Annotated in this window: 16 protein-coding genes; 1 reads left to right on the plus strand and 15 read right to left on the minus strand. The window is 62.5% G+C overall.

Annotated elements, in window-relative coordinates; translation table 11 throughout:
* Window positions 1-3: 3 nt before the first annotated feature.
* The 13 genes from rplP to rpsL form a co-directional block, all read right to left on the minus strand.
* Window positions 4-417 carry a 50S ribosomal protein L16 gene (gene rplP, locus BRA1417_RS0127760; protein WP_007603024.1) on the minus strand — a complete coding sequence of 138 codons (414 nt, stop codon included), beginning with the start codon at window positions 415-417 and terminating at the stop codon, window positions 4-6.
* A 32-nt stretch (window positions 418-449) separates the two neighbouring features.
* The gene (rpsC, locus tag BRA1417_RS0127765) at window positions 450-1,175 is read right to left on the minus strand and encodes a 30S ribosomal protein S3 (protein ID WP_007603023.1); all 726 of its coding nucleotides are present in this window, start codon (window positions 1,173-1,175) and stop codon (window positions 450-452) included.
* A gap of 18 nt (window positions 1,176-1,193) precedes the next feature.
* Window positions 1,194-1,580 (minus strand): 50S ribosomal protein L22, encoded by a 387-nt coding sequence (rplV, locus tag BRA1417_RS0127770; protein ID WP_007603022.1) that lies wholly within the window; start codon window positions 1,578-1,580, stop codon window positions 1,194-1,196.
* A 10-nt stretch (window positions 1,581-1,590) separates the two neighbouring features.
* Window positions 1,591-1,869, minus strand: coding sequence for a 30S ribosomal protein S19 (rpsS, locus tag BRA1417_RS0127775; RefSeq protein WP_007603021.1), 279 nt, complete (start codon window positions 1,867-1,869; stop codon window positions 1,591-1,593).
* A 12-nt stretch (window positions 1,870-1,881) separates the two neighbouring features.
* Window positions 1,882-2,715: a 50S ribosomal protein L2 gene (gene rplB / locus BRA1417_RS0127780; protein ID WP_007603020.1), complete on the minus strand. Its 834-nt coding sequence runs from the start codon at window positions 2,713-2,715 to the stop codon at window positions 1,882-1,884.
* 12 nt (window positions 2,716-2,727) lie between these two features.
* Complete coding sequence (locus tag BRA1417_RS0127785; RefSeq protein WP_007603019.1) at window positions 2,728-3,030, minus strand: 50S ribosomal protein L23; 303 nt, start codon at window positions 3,028-3,030, stop codon at window positions 2,728-2,730.
* Window positions 3,027-3,647, minus strand: coding sequence for a 50S ribosomal protein L4 (rplD, locus tag BRA1417_RS0127790; RefSeq protein WP_007603018.1), 621 nt, complete (start codon window positions 3,645-3,647; stop codon window positions 3,027-3,029). The genes BRA1417_RS0127785 and rplD overlap by 4 nt, the downstream gene beginning before the upstream one ends.
* A gap of 1 nt (window position 3,648) precedes the next feature.
* Window positions 3,649-4,362, minus strand: a complete 714-nt coding sequence (gene rplC, locus BRA1417_RS0127795) for a 50S ribosomal protein L3 (RefSeq protein WP_007603016.1) — start codon at window positions 4,360-4,362, stop codon at window positions 3,649-3,651.
* 53 nt (window positions 4,363-4,415) lie between these two features.
* A complete protein-coding gene (gene rpsJ, locus BRA1417_RS0127800) occupies window positions 4,416-4,724 on the minus strand; it encodes a 30S ribosomal protein S10 (RefSeq protein ID WP_002712302.1) in 309 nt (102 codons plus the stop codon).
* An 82-nt stretch (window positions 4,725-4,806) separates the two neighbouring features.
* On the minus strand, window positions 4,807-5,997 hold the full coding sequence (gene tuf / locus BRA1417_RS0127805) for an elongation factor Tu (RefSeq protein ID WP_007603012.1): 1,191 nt from the start codon (window positions 5,995-5,997) through the stop codon (window positions 4,807-4,809).
* 40 nt (window positions 5,998-6,037) lie between these two features.
* Window positions 6,038-8,110, minus strand: a complete 2,073-nt coding sequence (gene fusA, locus BRA1417_RS0127810; RefSeq protein WP_027518591.1) for an elongation factor G — start codon at window positions 8,108-8,110, stop codon at window positions 6,038-6,040.
* A 30-nt stretch (window positions 8,111-8,140) separates the two neighbouring features.
* Window positions 8,141-8,611 (minus strand): 30S ribosomal protein S7, encoded by a 471-nt coding sequence (rpsG, locus tag BRA1417_RS0127815; protein ID WP_007603009.1) that lies wholly within the window; start codon window positions 8,609-8,611, stop codon window positions 8,141-8,143.
* 15 nt (window positions 8,612-8,626) lie between these two features.
* Window positions 8,627-8,998, minus strand: a complete 372-nt coding sequence (gene rpsL / locus BRA1417_RS0127820; protein ID WP_007603006.1) for a 30S ribosomal protein S12 — start codon at window positions 8,996-8,998, stop codon at window positions 8,627-8,629.
* 640 nt (window positions 8,999-9,638) lie between these two features.
* Between rpsL and BRA1417_RS0127825 the strand changes: the two genes are divergently transcribed.
* Window positions 9,639-10,877, plus strand: a complete 1,239-nt coding sequence (locus BRA1417_RS0127825) for an NAD(P)/FAD-dependent oxidoreductase (RefSeq protein WP_027518592.1) — start codon at window positions 9,639-9,641, stop codon at window positions 10,875-10,877.
* Here the strand turns inward: BRA1417_RS0127825 and BRA1417_RS0127830 are convergent.
* Window positions 10,805-12,826 carry an ABC transporter ATP-binding protein gene (locus BRA1417_RS0127830; RefSeq protein WP_027518593.1) on the minus strand — a complete coding sequence of 674 codons (2,022 nt, stop codon included), beginning with the start codon at window positions 12,824-12,826 and terminating at the stop codon, window positions 10,805-10,807. The two genes, BRA1417_RS0127825 and BRA1417_RS0127830, sit on opposite strands and share 73 nt — an antisense overlap.
* A 131-nt stretch (window positions 12,827-12,957) precedes the next feature.
* Complete coding sequence (locus BRA1417_RS0127835) at window positions 12,958-15,018, minus strand: FAD-dependent oxidoreductase (RefSeq protein ID WP_027518594.1); 2,061 nt, start codon at window positions 15,016-15,018, stop codon at window positions 12,958-12,960.
* Window positions 15,019-15,148: the final 130 nt, after the last annotated feature.

Genomic DNA, 15,148 nt, shown 5'->3' on the forward strand with positions numbered 1-15,148 from the left:
CCATTACTCCGCAATGCGCTCGACGAAGCGCGTCTTGATCGGCAGCTTGGCTGCCGCCAGGGTCAGCGCTTCACGCGCCGTCTGGGTGTTGACGCCGTCGATCTCGAACAGCACCCGGCCCGGCTTGACGCGCGCGACCCACAATTCCGGCGCACCCTTGCCGGAGCCCATGCGGACTTCGGCAGGCTTCTTCGACACGGGAACGTCGGGGAATATGCGGATCCAGACGCGGCCGGCGCGCTTCATGTGGCGGGTCAGCGCGCGGCGAGCGGCTTCGATCTGGCGCGCGGTGACGCGCTCAGGCTCGGTTGCCTTCAGACCGAACTGGCCGAACGCCAACGTCGCGCCCGAAGACGCAACGCCGTGGATACGGCCCTTATGCGCCTTCCGGAACTTCGTTTTCTTAGGTTGCATCATGGCTTCAAGCCCTCAAATTCTCTGTGCTGGCGTCAGGCTGCAGCGTTGTCACGGCGCTGCCGGCCGCCGCGATCGCCGCCGCCACCAGTCTCGCCTTCGGCCATTCTCTTGTCCTGGGCCATCGGATCGTGCTCGAGGATCTCGCCCTTGAAGATCCAGACCTTGACACCGCAGGTGCCGAAGGTCGTGAACGCGGTCGCAACGCCGTAGTCGATGTCTGCGCGCAGCGTGTGCAGCGGCACGCGACCTTCGCGGTACCACTCCATGCGCGCGATTTCCGCACCACCCAGACGTCCCGAGCAGTTGATGCGGATGCCTTCCGCGCCGAGACGCATCGCCGACTGCACGGCGCGCTTCATGGCGCGGCGGAACGCCACCCGGCGCTCCAACTGCTGCGCAATCGACTCGGCCACCAGCGTCGCATCGAGCTCCGGCTTGCGGATCTCGACGATGTTGATGACGACGTCGGACGCGGTGATGTCCGCGACCTTCTTGCGCAGCTTGTCGATGTCGGCACCCTTCTTGCCGATCACCACGCCCGGACGAGCCGAGTGAATGGTGACGCGGCACTTCTTGTGCGGGCGCTCGATCACGATGCGGGCGACGGCCGCCTGCTTGAGCTCCTTGTGCAGGATCTCGCGGATCTTGACGTCCTCGTGCAGCAGCTTGCCGTATTCCTGCTTGCCCGCGTACCAGCGGGAATCCCAGGTCCGGTTGATGCCGAGACGCAGACCGATCGGATTGATCTTTTGACCCATCGTGTTCTCCTGCGTCCCTTAAGCCGCTGCTGCGGCTTCGACCTGACGAACGATGATCGTCAGCTGTGAAAATGGTTTGTAGACACGGCCCGAACGGCCACGGCCACGGGCGGCAAAGCGCTTCATCACGAGGCCGTTGCCGACGAAGGCCTGCGCCACGACGAGATCGTCGACGTCGAGGTCGTGGTTGTTCTCGGCGTTGGCAATAGCCGATTCCAGGCACTTCTTCACGTCAACCGCGATCCGCTTGCGCGAAAACTGCAGGTCGGCGAGCGCAGCAGCCGCCTTCCGGCCGCGAATGAGCTGGGCGACCAGGTTGAGCTTCTGCGGGCTCACCCGCAGCATCCGGGCGACCGCCTTGGCCTCGTTCTCGGCGAGGCTCCGTTCGCGCTTAGGTTTGCTCATCGTTTAATCCTCAAGCCTTCTTGGCTTTCTTGTCCCCGGAGTGGCCATGGAAGGTCCGGGTCGGAGAGAACTCGCCGAACTTGTGACCGACCATTTCCTCGTTGACGGCCACCGGCACGTGCTTCTGACCGTTGTAGACGCCGAAGGTCAGACCGACGAACTGCGGCAGGATCGTCGAGCGACGGCTCCAGATCTTGATGACGTCGTGACGGCCGGACGAGCGCGCGGCATCTGCCTTCTTGAGCAGAGAACCCTCGACGAACGGGCCTTTCCAGACTGAACGAACCATGTCCGGCGTTCCTTACTTCTTCCGCTTGTGGCGGCTTAGGAGAATGAATTTGTTAGTCGACTTGTTGGAGCGGGTCTTCTTGCCCTTGGTCGGCTTGCCCCACGGAGTAACCGGGTGGCGACCGCCCGAGGTACGACCTTCACCACCGCCGTGCGGATGGTCGATCGGGTTCATCGAGACGCCGCGGTTATGCGGCTTGCGGCCCAGCCAACGGTTGCGGCCGGCCTTGCCGATCGACGTGTTCATGTGATCCGGGTTCGACACCGCGCCAATCGTGGCGCGGCAACGGCCGTGCACCAGGCGCTGTTCGCCCGAGTTCAGGCGGACGATCACGTAGTCCTGGTCGCGACCGACGAGCTGGGCGTAGGTGCCCGCGGAACGGGCGAGCTGGCCGCCCTTCCCGATCTTGACCTCGATGTTGTGGATGATCGTGCCGACCGGCATGTTGCCGAGCGGCATGACATTGCCCGGCTTCACGTCGACATAGTTGCCGGCAACGACGGAATCACCGACGGCCAGGCGCTGCGGCGCCAGGATATAGGCCTGGGTGCCGTCTTCGTATTTGACCAGCGCAATGAACGCGGTGCGGTTCGGATCGTATTCCAGCCGCTCGACGGTCGCGGGCGCATCGACCTTGTCGCGCTTGAAATCGACGGTACGCAACGTCCGCTTATGACCGCCGCCGCGGAAGCGCACGGTGATGCGACCGGTGTTGTTGCGGCCGCCAGAGGAGTGCTTGCCTTCGGTGAGCGCCTTGACCGGCTTGCCCTTGTAGAGGGCCGAACGATCGACCATGACCAGCTGGCGCTGGCCCGGCGTCGTGGGATTGAATGTCTTCAGTGCCATCGTCGTACGACCTTACAGACCGGTGGTCACGTCGATCCGGTGACCCTCTTCGAGAGTCACGATCGCGCGCTTGGAGTTCGACTGCGAGCCGAGATTGCCGCGGAAGATCTTGGTCTTGCCCTTGCGGACCAGCGTGTTGACGCTCTTGACCTTGACGTCGAATAACTTCTCGATCGCTTCCTTGATCTGCGGCTTGGTCGCCTTCGCGGCCACCTTGAACAGCACCTTGTTGTGCTCCGAGGCGATCGTGGCCTTTTCGGTCACGACCGGCGACAGGATCACGTCGTAGTGGCGAGGCTCGATGTTCTTCGTCATTTGAAGCGCGCCTCCAGCGCATCGATGGCGGCCTTGGTCAGAACAAGCTTCCGACGGCGCAGGATGTCATAGACGTTGATGCCCTGGATCGGCAGCACGTCCATGTTCGGGATGTTGCGGGCCGCAGCGGCGAAGCCGTTGTTGAGCTCGGCGCCGTCGATGATCAGCGCGTTGGTCAACCCCAGACCGGAGAAATGACCGAGTAGCGCCTTGGTCTTGGCAGCTTCCAGCGCAGCCTTGTCGATCACGATGAGATCGCCGTCCTTGGCCTTGGCCGAGAGCGCATGCTTGAGAGCGAGCGCACGGACCTTCTTCGGCAGGTCGGTGGCGTGCGAACGCACCACCGGACCGAAGGCACGGCCACCGCCGCGGAACTGCGGCACGCGAGCCGAACCGTGACGAGCACCACCGGTGCCCTTCTGCTTGTACATCTTCTTGCCGGTGCGCCAGATCTCGGCGCGGCCCTTGGCCTTGTGCGTACCGGCCTGGCGCTTGTTGAGCTGCCACTGCACGCAACGTGCAATGATGTCCTGGCGCGGCTCGAGGCCGAAAATGGTGTCGGAAAGCTGGACCGAGCCGGCTTCCTTACCTTCGAGGGTGGTGACCTTCAATTCCATCTCACGCCTCCTGCGCAGCCGGAGCAGCGTCCGCTTCGCCAGCAACCTTGAACTTGCCGGGCTTCGGAGCTTCCTTTGGCAGCGGCTTCTTGACGGCGTCGCGCACGCGGATCCAGCCGCCCTTGGAACCGGGAACGGCGCCTTCGACGAGGATAAGTCCGCGCTCGACATCGAGCTGAACGACCCGAAGGTTGAGCGTGGTGATGCGGTCGACGCCCATGTGACCGGGCATCTTCTTGTTCTTCCAGGTTTTGCCCGGGTCCTGACGGCCACCGGTCGAACCGATCGAACGGTGCGAGACCGAGACGCCGTGAGTGGCGCGCAGACCGCCGAAGTTCCAGCGCTTCATGCCGCCGGCAAAACCCTTACCGACCGAAGTACCGGTGACGTCGACGAACTGACCGACGACAAAGTGGTCGGCCAGGATCTCGGCACCGACGGGGATCATCTGATCCGCGGAGACGCGGAATTCCTCGACCTGCCGCTTCGGCTCGACCTTGGCGACCGCGAACTGTCCGCGCTCCGCCTTGGGCATGTACACGGTCTTGCGGCTGCCAGAACCAAGCTGGAGCGCGACATAACCGTTTTTCTCTTCGGTGCGGTGGCCTACGACCTGGCAATTGCCGAGCTTCAGCACGGTCACGGGGATATGTTCGCCGGCCTCTGTAAAGACCCGCGTCATCCCGACCTTTTGTGCGATCACTCCGGAGCGCATCGGCGTGCTTCCTGTTCTTTCTGTCCGCTAGTGGCGAACGTGATCCAAAAATCTTAGAGCTTGATCTCGACGTCGACACCGGCGGCCAAGTCGAGCTTCATCAAAGCATCGACGGTCTGCGGGGTCGGATCGACGATGTCGAGCAGGCGCTTGTGAGTGCGCATCTCGAACTGCTCGCGGCTCTTCTTGTCGACGTGCGGCGAACGGTTGACGGTGAACTTCTCGATGCGGGTGGGCAGCGGAATGGGTCCGCGGACCTGCGCGCCGGTGCGCTTCGCCGTGTTCACGATCTCGCGGGTCGACGTATCGAGGATACGATGGTCGAACGCCTTGAGACGGATACGAATGTTTTGGCCGTTCATTGCCGTGGTCTTTCTTCAGTGGGGTGGCGAATAGCGAATAGCGAATGTCACATTCGCTATTCGCCGATCCCTATTCTCGTAATTACTCGATGATCGAGGCGACGACGCCGGCGCCGACGGTACGGCCACCTTCGCGGATCGCGAAGCGGAGCTTCTCTTCCATCGCGATCGGCACGATCAGGTGCACTTCCATCGCGATGTTGTCGCCCGGCATCACCATCTCGGTGCCTTCCGGCAGATGCACGACACCGGTCACGTCGGTGGTGCGGAAGTAGAACTGCGGACGGTAGTTGGTGAAGAACGGGGTGTGGCGGCCGCCCTCTTCCTTGGTGAGGATGTAAGCCTCAGCCTTGAACTTGGTGTGCGGCTTGACCGAACCCGGCTTGCAAAGCACCTGGCCGCGCTCGACGTCCTCGCGCTTGGTACCGCGAAGCAGCGCACCGATGTTGTCGCCGGCCTGGCCCTGATCGAGCAGCTTGCGGAACATTTCGACGCCGGTGACCGTGGTCTTCTGCGTGGCGCGCAGACCGACGATCTCGATTTCCTCGCCGACCTTGACGATACCGCGCTCGACACGGCCGGTCACGACGGTGCCGCGGCCCGAGATCGAGAACACGTCTTCAACCGGCATCAGGAACGGAAGGTCGACCGGACGCTCCGGCTGCGGAATGTAAGCGTCGACCTGCTTCATCAGCTCGAGGATGGCCTCATGGCCGAGAGTCTTGTCGGAATCCTCGAGAGCGGCGAGCGCCGAGCCCTTGATGATCGGGATGGTGTCGCCCGGGAATTCGTACTTCGAGAGCAGCTCGCGGACCTCGAGCTCGACGAGCTCGAGCAGTTCCGGATCGTCGACCATGTCGCACTTGTTGAGGAACACGACGAGCGCGGGAACACCGACCTGACGGGCGAGCAGGATGTGCTCGCGGGTCTGCGGCATCGGACCGTCGGCGGCCGACACGACCAGGATCGCACCGTCCATCTGGGCAGCGCCGGTGATCATGTTCTTCACGTAGTCGGCGTGGCCGGGGCAGTCGACGTGCGCGTAGTGGCGGTTCTTGGTCTCGTATTCGACGTGCGCCGTCGAGATCGTGATACCGCGCGCCTTCTCTTCCGGCGCCTTGTCGATCTGGTCGTACGCCGTGAACGTCGCGCCGCCGGCTTCGGCGAGGACCTTGGTGATCGCCGCGGTCAGCGACGTCTTGCCATGGTCGACGTGACCGATGGTGCCGATGTTGCAGTGCGGCTTGTTACGTTCAAACTTTGCTTTGGCCATTTGACTCTCCGTTCAATCGTCAGTTCGAGACCGACGACAATCAGGCAAACTTCTTCTGGACTTCTGCCGACACGTTGGCCGGCGCTTCTGCGTAGTGGTCGAACTGCATGGTGAAGGTCGCGCGACCCTGGCTCATCGAGCGCAGGTTATTCACGTAACCGAACATGTTCATGAGCGGCACCATCGCGTTGATGACGTTGGCGTTGCCGCGCATGTCCTGACCCTGGATCTGACCGCGCCGGGAATTCAGGTCGCCGATGACCGAACCGGTGTAATCTTCCGGGGTCACCACTTCGACCTTCATGATCGGCTCGAGCAGGACAGACTTGCCCTTCTGCAAGGCTTCGCGGAATGCAGCACGCGAAGCGATTTCGAAGGCGAGCGCCGACGAGTCGACGTCGTGATATTTTCCGTCGACGAGCTGAACCTTGACGTCGACCACGGGGAAGCCCGCGACGACACCAGAGCCCATCACGCTGTTGAGGCCCTTTTCGACGCCGGGGATGTATTCCTTCGGAACCGCACCGCCGACGATCTTGGACTCGAACTCGTAACCCTTGCCGGGCTCGTTCGGCTCGACCACGATCGACACTTCCGCGAACTGACCGGTACCGCCGGTCTGCTTCTTGTGAGTGTACTTGACCTCGGCCCTCTTGGTGACGCGCTCACGGAACGCCACCTGCGGCGCGCCGATGTTGGCATCCACCTTGTAGGTGCGGCGGAGAATGTCGACCTTAATGTCGAGATGGAGTTCGCCCATTCCCTTGAGGATGGTCTGGCCGGACTCCTGGTCGGTCGATACGCGGAAGGACGGATCCTCCGCGGCGAGCTTCGCCAGCGCCACGCCGAGCTTTTCCTGGTCGGCCTTGGACTTTGGTTCGATCGCGATCTCGATGACCGGCTCGGGGAATTCCATCTTTTCGAGGATCACCGCCTTGTCGGGATCGCACAGCGTGTCACCGGTGCGCGCCTCCTTCAGGCCAGCCAGTGCGACGATGTCGCCGGCATAGGCTTCCTTGATGTCTTCGCGGTTGTTCGCATGCATCAGCAACATGCGGCCGATGCGCTCCTTGCGGTCGCGCGTCGAATTGATGACGCCGGTGCCCGACAGCAGCGTGCCGGAATAGATGCGGCAGAAGGTGATGGTGCCGACGAACGGGTCGTCCATGATCTTGAAGGCCAACAGAGCCAGCGGCTCCTTGTCGTCCGGCAGGCGAACGACCTCGTTGCCGTCTTCGTCGACGCCCTTGATGGCGGGCACGTCAACCGGCGACGGCAGATAATCCACGACCGCGTCGAGCAAAGGCTGCACGCCCTTGTTCTTGAACGCCGAGCCGCACAATACCGGGAAGAACGCGCCAGTCAGCACGGCCTTGCGGATCAAGCGCTTCAGCGTCGCCTCATCGGGCTCCTTGCCGTCGAGGTAAGCGGCGAGAACTTCGTCGTCGAGCTCGACGGCGGCTTCCAACAGCTTCTCGCGATATTCCTTCGCCTTCTCGACCATGTCCTCGGGAATATCGATGTCGACGAACTTGGCGTCGAGCTTCTCTTCTTCCCAGACCACGCCCTTCATGCGAACGAGATCGACCAGGCCCTTGAAATTGTTCTCGGAGCCGATCGGAAGCTGGATCGCGATCGGCTTCGCGCCGAGGCGGTCGACGATGTCCTGCATGCACTTGTAGAAGTCAGCGCCGGTCTTATCCATCTTGTTGGCGAAGACGATGCGCGGAACCTTGTACTTGTCGCCCTGGCGCCAGACCGTCTCGGTCTGGGGCTCGACGCCCTGGTTCGAGTCGAGCACGCACACGGCGCCGTCGAGCACGCGCAGGCTGCGCTCGACTTCGATGGTGAAGTCGACGTGGCCGGGAGTGTCGATGATGTTGAGACGCTTGCCTTCCCAGAACGCGGTGGTCGCGGCCGACGTAATCGTAATGCCGCGCTCCTGCTCCTGCTCCATCCAGTCCATCGTCGCGGCACCTTCGTGCACTTCGCCGATCTTGTGGCTCTTGCCGGTGTAATAGAGGATGCGCTCGGTGGTCGTGGTCTTGCCGGCATCGATATGCGCCATGATACCGAAGTTACGGTAGTTCTCTATGGCATGAACGCGGGGCATGGAGTGTTCCTTAGATTCCGTGTGTCGCCGTTACCAGCGATAGTGCGAGAAGGCGCGGTTGGCTTCCGCCATCCGGTGCACGTCTTCGCGCTTCTTGACGGCGTTACCCCGGTTGTTCGACGCGTCCAGGAGCTCCGCAGAGAGCCGCTCGGTCATCGTCTTCTCGTTGCGATCGCGCGCAGCCGAGATCAGCCAGCGAATGCCCAGCGCCTGACGACGCACCGAGCGAACCTCGACCGGAACCTGATAGGTCGCGCCACCGACGCGGCGGGAGCGCACTTCGATCGTCGGCATGACGTTCTCGAGCGCCTGCTCGAACACGCCGAGCGGGTTCTGCTTGGTCTTGCTTTCGATGAGGCCGAACGCGCCGTAGACGATGCCTTCGGCAACCGACTTCTTTCCGGCGTACATCACCGAATTCATGAACTTCGTGACGATGATATTCCCGAACTTCGGATCGGGAAGGACTTCGCGCTTTTCGGCAGAATGGCGACGAGACATGGACCTGGTTCCCGCTTACTTCGGACGCTTGGCGCCGTACTTCGAACGGCGCTGCTTACGGTTCTTGACGCCCTGGGTATCCAGAACGCCGCGGAGGATGTGGTAGCGCACGCCGGGCAAGTCCTTGACGCGACCGCCGCGGATCATGACCACCGAGTGCTCCTGGAGGTTATGGCCCTCACCGGGGATGTAGCCGATCACCTCGAAGCCGTTGGTCAGGCGCACCTTGGCAACCTTACGAAGCGCCGAGTTCGGCTTCTTCGGGGTCGTGGTGTAAACGCGCGTGCAAACACCGCGCTTCTGCGGCGACTGCTGCAGCGCCGGCACCTTCTTGCGCGACTTCTGCACTTCCCGCGGTTGAGCGATCAGCTGGTTGATCGTCGGCATCCTGGCATTACCCTTTGTGTTCTGCCGCGGCCCGTCGCCGGGTCCGCAAATTCTTTCGAGCTACCCGCCCGACGAGGCCGCCTTCCGCGGAACAATCCGCACAAAGCGAAATCGCGCCAACCACCCATCAACGGGCGGAAAGCGCTTCGACGCCACAGAGGACCGCAGTAGTTGAACCGGTCAGCTTGAAGCTGCGGCCCGCGCACCGAGGTCATGCATCCGAATTCGATCTCGAGAGAACATGCTCACGAGACCTAAAATCGCACTGGCATTGCCTAGCTATGATCGACAGCGTTTGAGCGGCATTCGTCGAGGTTGGTGCCTGTCTTGGCGATCCCAGGGGATCAAACAGGTGGCCCGTTCCGACGTTGGCGATGCTCACCGCCTGTCGTTAAGTGAGGGGGTTCTATAAGTGGGAGTCGGTCAAGTCAAGGCGAAACGTCAGTCAGAAGCGCTTCCCACACCTGCCGAAATCGCTTCCTGGGCCGCTCGCTGCGCCTTCGCGACATGGAAATGAAGAGCGCGTTCCGCCACCTCGAATCCAATTTATACCCGGGTTAAATATACTTTTATAACCTTTGGCTAAGGCTTTCTTTCCTGTTGGAGCGCCAATGTGCCGCCTTGGGCAGGGATTGGCGCCATGCGGTACACCGACATTGCCATCATCGGCGGGGGATTGTCCGGCTCGATCGCCGCCGCGATGCTCGGCCATAACGACATTTCGACCACCCTGATCGATCCGCATGAGAGCTATTCTGCGGACTTTCGAGTCGAAAAACTCAGTGGTCACGTGCAAATCGGACGATTCCTGCAGACGGGAATCGCCGAATCGGTGCTGCGGCGCGCGACCTTTGTGGGTGAGAACTGGATCGCGCGCTTCGGCCGCCTTCTCGACAAGGCGCCGAGCCGGCAGTTCAACATCCCCTACGATTCCCTCGTCAACGCTGTCCGCGACGAAATTCCTGCCGGCGTCGAGCGCATCTTCGCCAAGGCGGTCTCGGTCGAGACAAGCGCGGAGCGGCAGAAGGTCACTCTCTCCAACGACGAGATGGTCTCCGCCCGGCTGGTCGTGCTCGCCAACGGCCTCAACGTCGGCCTGCGCCACCAGCTGGGAATCGCCCGAAAGATCGTCAGTGCCGGCCATTCGATTTCGATCGGGTTCGACGTGGTGCCCGCGGGACGGGCCTCGTTCGCCTTCCCGGCGCTGACCTATTTCTCGGAACGGCCGAGCGATCGCATCCCCTACCTCACACTTTTTCCGATCGGGACGCGGATGCGCGCCAATCTGTTCGTCTACCGCAGCTTCGACGATCCCTGGCTGCTTGAGCTGCGCCGCGCGCCCGCCGAGACTTTGAACGCCGCACTGCCACGGCTCAAGCGCATCACCGGACCATTCGACATTCCCGGTGAGCTGAAAATCCGCCCGGTCGATCTCTATGTGAACGATGCCAGGGGCCAGCCGGGTCTCGTGCTGGTGGGCGATGCCTTCTCGACCTCCTGCCCGGCCGCCGGCACCGGGTGCGACAAGGTCTTCACCGACGTCGAGCGGCTCTGCAACCTCTACATCCCGCAGTGGCTGGCCTCCGACGGGATGGATGCAAGCAAGATCGCCACCTTCTACGCAGATCCGGTCAAGCGGGCGTGCGACGATTGGTCGACGGCGAAGGCATTCGACTTCCGCTCAGTCTCCATTGCGACCAGCCCCTATTGGACGGCGCAGCGCTGGGCACGCTTCATTGCCTGGTCGGTTCAGGGGCTGTTGCGGCCGCTTGGAGGAGCCTTCGATCTGGAGCCGAACTTCCTCGGTCACTCCTCCTCATCGTCCTCGTCGAGGTCGTCTTCATCCTCGTCGTCATCGTCGCTGTCCTCGTCGACGTGAGCGGGCGCGCCATGCGGTTGGTGGATCTGGTCGTTCCACAGCTTGCGATAGGTGCCGTTCCTGGCGAGCAGCTCGGCATGCGAGCCGCGCTCGATCGCCCTGCCCCCTGAAATCACGATGATCTCGTCCATCTCGACCACCGAGGTCAGACGGTGGGTCGACCAGATCATGGTGCGGCCTTTAGCGACCTTCAGCAGCGTGCGGTTGATCGCGGCTTCCGTGGTCTGGTCGAGCGCCGACGTGGCTTCGTCCAGCAGCAGCACGGAAGGATTACGGATGACCGCGCGCGCGATCGCGATGCGCTGGCGCTGGCCGCCCGACAACGTATCGCCGCGCTCGCCCACCGGCGTATCGTATCGCTGCGGCAGGCTCATGATGTAGCGGTGAATCTCGGCCTTCTTGGCCGCCTCCTCCACCTCCTCGTCGGTCGCGCCCTCCTTGCCGAGCCGGATGTTCTCCCGGATCGACATGTTGAACAGCATGTTCTCCTGGAACACCACCGCCATGCTCCGGCGCAGCGAATCCAGCGTCACCTTGCGGACGTCGACGCCGTCGATGGTGACCCGCCCCTCGTCCGGCACATAGAGCCGCAGGATCAGGTTCAGCAGCGTGCTCTTGCCGGAGCCCGAGGGACCGACGATGGCAATGCGCTTGCCGACATTGAGCTTGAGGCTGAGATTGTCCAGCACCGGCGTCTGGCTGCCTTCGTACTGGAATGTCACGTGGTCGAAGGTGATGTCGTTGGTGATGCGGGGCAGATCGGGCGCGCCGGCACGATCGGCGCTACGCGTGGGCTCGTCGAGCAGCTCCTGCATGTGACGAATCGCGGCTGCCGCGGAGATCGACACCGGGATGAAGTGCATCACATGGGCGATGTTGTAGGACACCTCCCAGAACGCGCTCTCGAAGGTGACGAAGGTGCCGATGGTGATCTGCCCCTTGGTCGCCAGATACGCGCCGATCGCGAGCACGACGAGATGCAAGAGCAGCACCGAAATGGTGACCGTCCGCTCCACCATGGTCGACAGGAACGCCGCCGTGGCCATCCTGTTTCGGGTCTCGTCGTTGCGGAATTTGAAGAAGCCGAACATCCGGCGTTGCAGGCTGAACGCCTTGATCACGGCCTGCGCCGCCACGTTCTCCTGCACCATGCCGAGCAGCGCGGACTCATTGAGCTTCTGCTCGTAATTCGCCTGAACAGCCTTCGGCGTGAGCATGCGTGGACCGATCAGCGTGATCGGGAACACCAGCAGCGCAACCGCCGCGAGCTGCCAGTTCAGGAACACCATCAGGATGATGCCCGCGATCAACTCCAGGAACGGCAACGCCGCACTGTTGGCGAAGGTCTTGACCGAACCCTCGAAGGCCGCGAGGTCGACGGAGAAGCGCGACAGGATCTCGCCGCGCTTGGTGCGGCCGAAATAGGCCGCCGGCAGGTCCTGGACGTGCTCGAACAGCCGTTTGCGGACGTCGGAGATGATGCACGCCGCGAGCCTCGCATCCCAGCGCTCGTACCAGACCGCGACGATCGAGGTGAAGATGCCCGCGACCGCGAGCACGCCGAGGATCTTGTACAGCGCCTGGAAATCCTCCTCGCCTAGCGCGTCGTCGATCAGGTACTTCAGGCTGAGCGGCATGATGACGTTGAACAGCGTCTCGACGAAGACGCCGAACGCCACGAACGACAGCATCTGCTTGTAGTTGACCAGGAAGGGTTTGACGAAGCCCAGGATGGTCGCGAGCGCGCCGGCGGCCTCGCGCGCGGTAAAGACGACGAGGTCCTCGTCCTCATCGTCGTCATCGAGCTCCAGCCCGCCATCTTCCTCGTCTTCATCGTCCTCGTCGTCTTCGAGGTCCGGCTTGGCGATCGGGACGAGCTTGTCGTCTAGCTCGGCCGCCTCTTCCGCGGCGAGCTTTTGTTTGTGGGGCGGGAGGGGCTTGGACGCCATGAAACCAACCGATGCTGACGGCCGGCATGACCGCAGAGAAAGAAGGAAATAGCGGAAACCGCTACTGCATCGATTCTATGCGATCAGGATGAATTCGGCAAAACAATTGGCGAAGGCCCCGCTTCGGGCAGCTAGTCGTCTTCCTCGTCCTCGACCTTGTCGAAAAAGGAATAGCGCAAGGAATCGGCGTCGGCGTACCACTGGCCCGGCCCCTTATTGGCGGCGAGCGTCGCCTCCCAGAGCGCGTCGGTGCAGTCCTTGCGGTGCATCGACAGGTCGAAGCCGTTGCCGAAGAACAGTTCGGACCATTCCCACCAGGTGCCGAGCTTCTTGACGCCGCGCAGAAGGTCGTAGCGGTCGATCAGTGCCGGCGCCATGTCCGAGGTGATCGAGCCGAACACCAGCCCGGTCTTGACCACGCGGTTCAGCTCCCTGATCGCACGGACCACCTGCTTCGGGGAAAGATGGCAGAGGCTGGTCTCGAACACGAAGTCGAACGCACCGTCCTTGAACGGCATGTCGGTGATCGAACCGAGCTTGTTGTACTTCTTCAGCGCCTTCGGCGTTCTGGCGTGAATGGTACGGTTGTTCTCGATGCCCCAGGCATCGATGCCGCGATCGCGCAGCGCGCCGACAAGCTCGCCGCTGGCCGAGCCCGCGATCAAGAGCTTCGTGCCTTTGGCCTTGCCCCAGACAATGCCGATCAGTTTTGTGAGATAGTCGGGATCGGTGAAGTGTTGCCACGCTTCGCTGTAGGGACCCTGGCCGCGGTAATTGTCGAAATAGTCGCGATCGATCTTGTCCGAGAGCGGCTTGTCGTCCTGCGAACGCTCGCGGCGCAGGCGCATCATCTCGGTCAAGATGATGTCGGTCGCCGCGTCCGAGGAATCGAGCAGGCCGTTCAGCGTCGAGTCGAACAGATAGTCGCCGACCACCACGATTCCGGGATGTTCCTTCGGCTCCGGCCGGTGATTGGTCATGACGTCGCGCACGGGCAAGCCGCCCGGAATCGCGTTCACCGACGACAGCCAGCGGTGGATCTTGCCTTCCATGAAATGCGAGCGTGCATCGCCGAGCGATGCCGGCAGCGATTTCAGCGCGGCATCGATCAGCTCCTGGTCGGAGAGATTCGCAAAGGCCAGCGCGTCGGAGCCCGGAATCAGCCAGTTCAGCACGCCGTGTTTGCCCACGTCGTGGCGCGCGCCCTCGTTATAGACGCAGCAACCGCCAAAGGCTTCCGACATGAACCAGGCGCCGGCGATCTTGTCGCCCCAGAACGGGGTGTCGAACAGGATCGAGACACGCAAATAGTGCGCGGGACGGTCGAAGTACGAGACGTGCTTGACCATCGACTTGCGGAGCTGTTCGCCCTCCCAGCCGACGGTCCCGAGCCAGGAATGCGGCAAGCAGACCAGCACAAGGTCGAAGTCGCGCGTCTCCGGCCCCTTGCCGTTCATCATCTTGAGCTGATAGCGGCCGGTCGGCGCCTTGCCGACCGTGAGGATGCGGTGATTGAGCTGGATGTCGGCATTGACCTCGGACTGGAGGCACTCGATGAGCTGCTCGTTACCGTTCTGGATGGAATAGAGGCCGATATAGCCGTCGACGTCCATCAGGTAGTTCTTGAGCGCGTTGAGCCCGTTGGTGTTGTGGCTCTCGGTCGCGAGGTCCGAGCGCGCCATCACCTTGAAGAATCGCTTCGCGGTCTCGTCCTCGACCTCCTCGTCGAGCACTTGTTCGGCGGTCTTGTAGGCCCAGGGATTCTCGTTGTCGTGCGCGCCGACCCCCTCGTAATACTCGAGCGGCGTCATCGCCTCGGCGCAGCGCTTACGGAACGCCTCGATTGCGGCTGCGGTCTTGGCACCGTATTTGCGGCGCATGCCTGCGACGTCGTTGAGGAGCTCGCCGCCGAACTGGACCTGCTCGGCATCCATCGGAATGGTCTGCAAGCCGAAATGCTGGATCAACTCGCGCAACGGATCCGGCCCGGTCATCGAGTAGTCGTAGATCTCGGCAACGCCGGCCTCGTACATCGCAGGCGCGGAATCGAATTTGCGCGTGACGATCTTGCCGCCGAGCCGGTCGGATGCCTCGTAGATGGTGACGCGGCAGAGGTCGCCGAGCTTGCGCTTCAAATACCAAGCGCTCATCAGCCCGCCGGGGCCGCCGCCTACGATTGCGAGATCAAGCATGAGAATTCCGTGGTCTCCGGCCCGCCCCCTTCACGGGACCACCGGTCTAAGCTCTCCTAGCACAAGCGCTTTTGCGCCTGAAGGAAAGATGAACAAAGGTTGATCCTGCACCGCAACAGGGAAACAAAGC

This window comes from Bradyrhizobium sp. WSM1417, from assembly GCF_000515415.1.
In the GTDB taxonomy this organism is placed as follows: domain Bacteria; phylum Pseudomonadota; class Alphaproteobacteria; order Rhizobiales; family Xanthobacteraceae; genus Bradyrhizobium.

Bases quoted from the DNA above. Each gene is read 5' to 3' on its own strand.
- rplP (WP_007603024.1), bottom strand. From the start codon at position 417: ATGATGCAACCTAAGAAAACGAAGTTCCGGAAGGCGCATAAGGGCCGT.
- rpsC (WP_007603023.1), bottom strand. From the start codon at position 1,175: ATGGGTCAAAAGATCAATCCGATCGGTCTGCGTCTCGGCATCAACCGG.
- rplV (WP_007603022.1), bottom strand. From the start codon at position 1,580: ATGAGCAAACCTAAGCGCGAACGGAGCCTCGCCGAGAACGAGGCCAAG.
- rpsS (WP_007603021.1), bottom strand. From the start codon at position 1,869: ATGGTTCGTTCAGTCTGGAAAGGCCCGTTCGTCGAGGGTTCTCTGCTC.
- rplB (WP_007603020.1), bottom strand. From the start codon at position 2,715: ATGGCACTGAAGACATTCAATCCCACGACGCCGGGCCAGCGCCAGCTG.
- BRA1417_RS0127785 (WP_007603019.1), bottom strand. From the start codon at position 3,030: ATGACGAAGAACATCGAGCCTCGCCACTACGACGTGATCCTGTCGCCG.
- rplD (WP_007603018.1), bottom strand. From the start codon at position 3,647: ATGGAATTGAAGGTCACCACCCTCGAAGGTAAGGAAGCCGGCTCGGTC.
- rplC (WP_007603016.1), bottom strand. From the start codon at position 4,362: ATGCGCTCCGGAGTGATCGCACAAAAGGTCGGGATGACGCGGGTCTTT.
- rpsJ (WP_002712302.1), bottom strand. From the start codon at position 4,724: ATGAACGGCCAAAACATTCGTATCCGTCTCAAGGCGTTCGACCATCGT.
- tuf (WP_007603012.1), bottom strand. From the start codon at position 5,997: ATGGCCAAAGCAAAGTTTGAACGTAACAAGCCGCACTGCAACATCGGC.
- fusA (WP_027518591.1), bottom strand. From the start codon at position 8,110: ATGCCCCGCGTTCATGCCATAGAGAACTACCGTAACTTCGGTATCATG.
- rpsG (WP_007603009.1), bottom strand. From the start codon at position 8,611: ATGTCTCGTCGCCATTCTGCCGAAAAGCGCGAAGTCCTTCCCGATCCG.
- rpsL (WP_007603006.1), bottom strand. From the start codon at position 8,998: ATGCCGACGATCAACCAGCTGATCGCTCAACCGCGGGAAGTGCAGAAG.
- BRA1417_RS0127825 (WP_027518592.1), top strand. From the start codon at position 9,639: ATGCGGTACACCGACATTGCCATCATCGGCGGGGGATTGTCCGGCTCG.
- BRA1417_RS0127830 (WP_027518593.1), bottom strand. From the start codon at position 12,826: ATGGCGTCCAAGCCCCTCCCGCCCCACAAACAAAAGCTCGCCGCGGAA.
- BRA1417_RS0127835 (WP_027518594.1), bottom strand. From the start codon at position 15,018: ATGCTTGATCTCGCAATCGTAGGCGGCGGCCCCGGCGGGCTGATGAGC.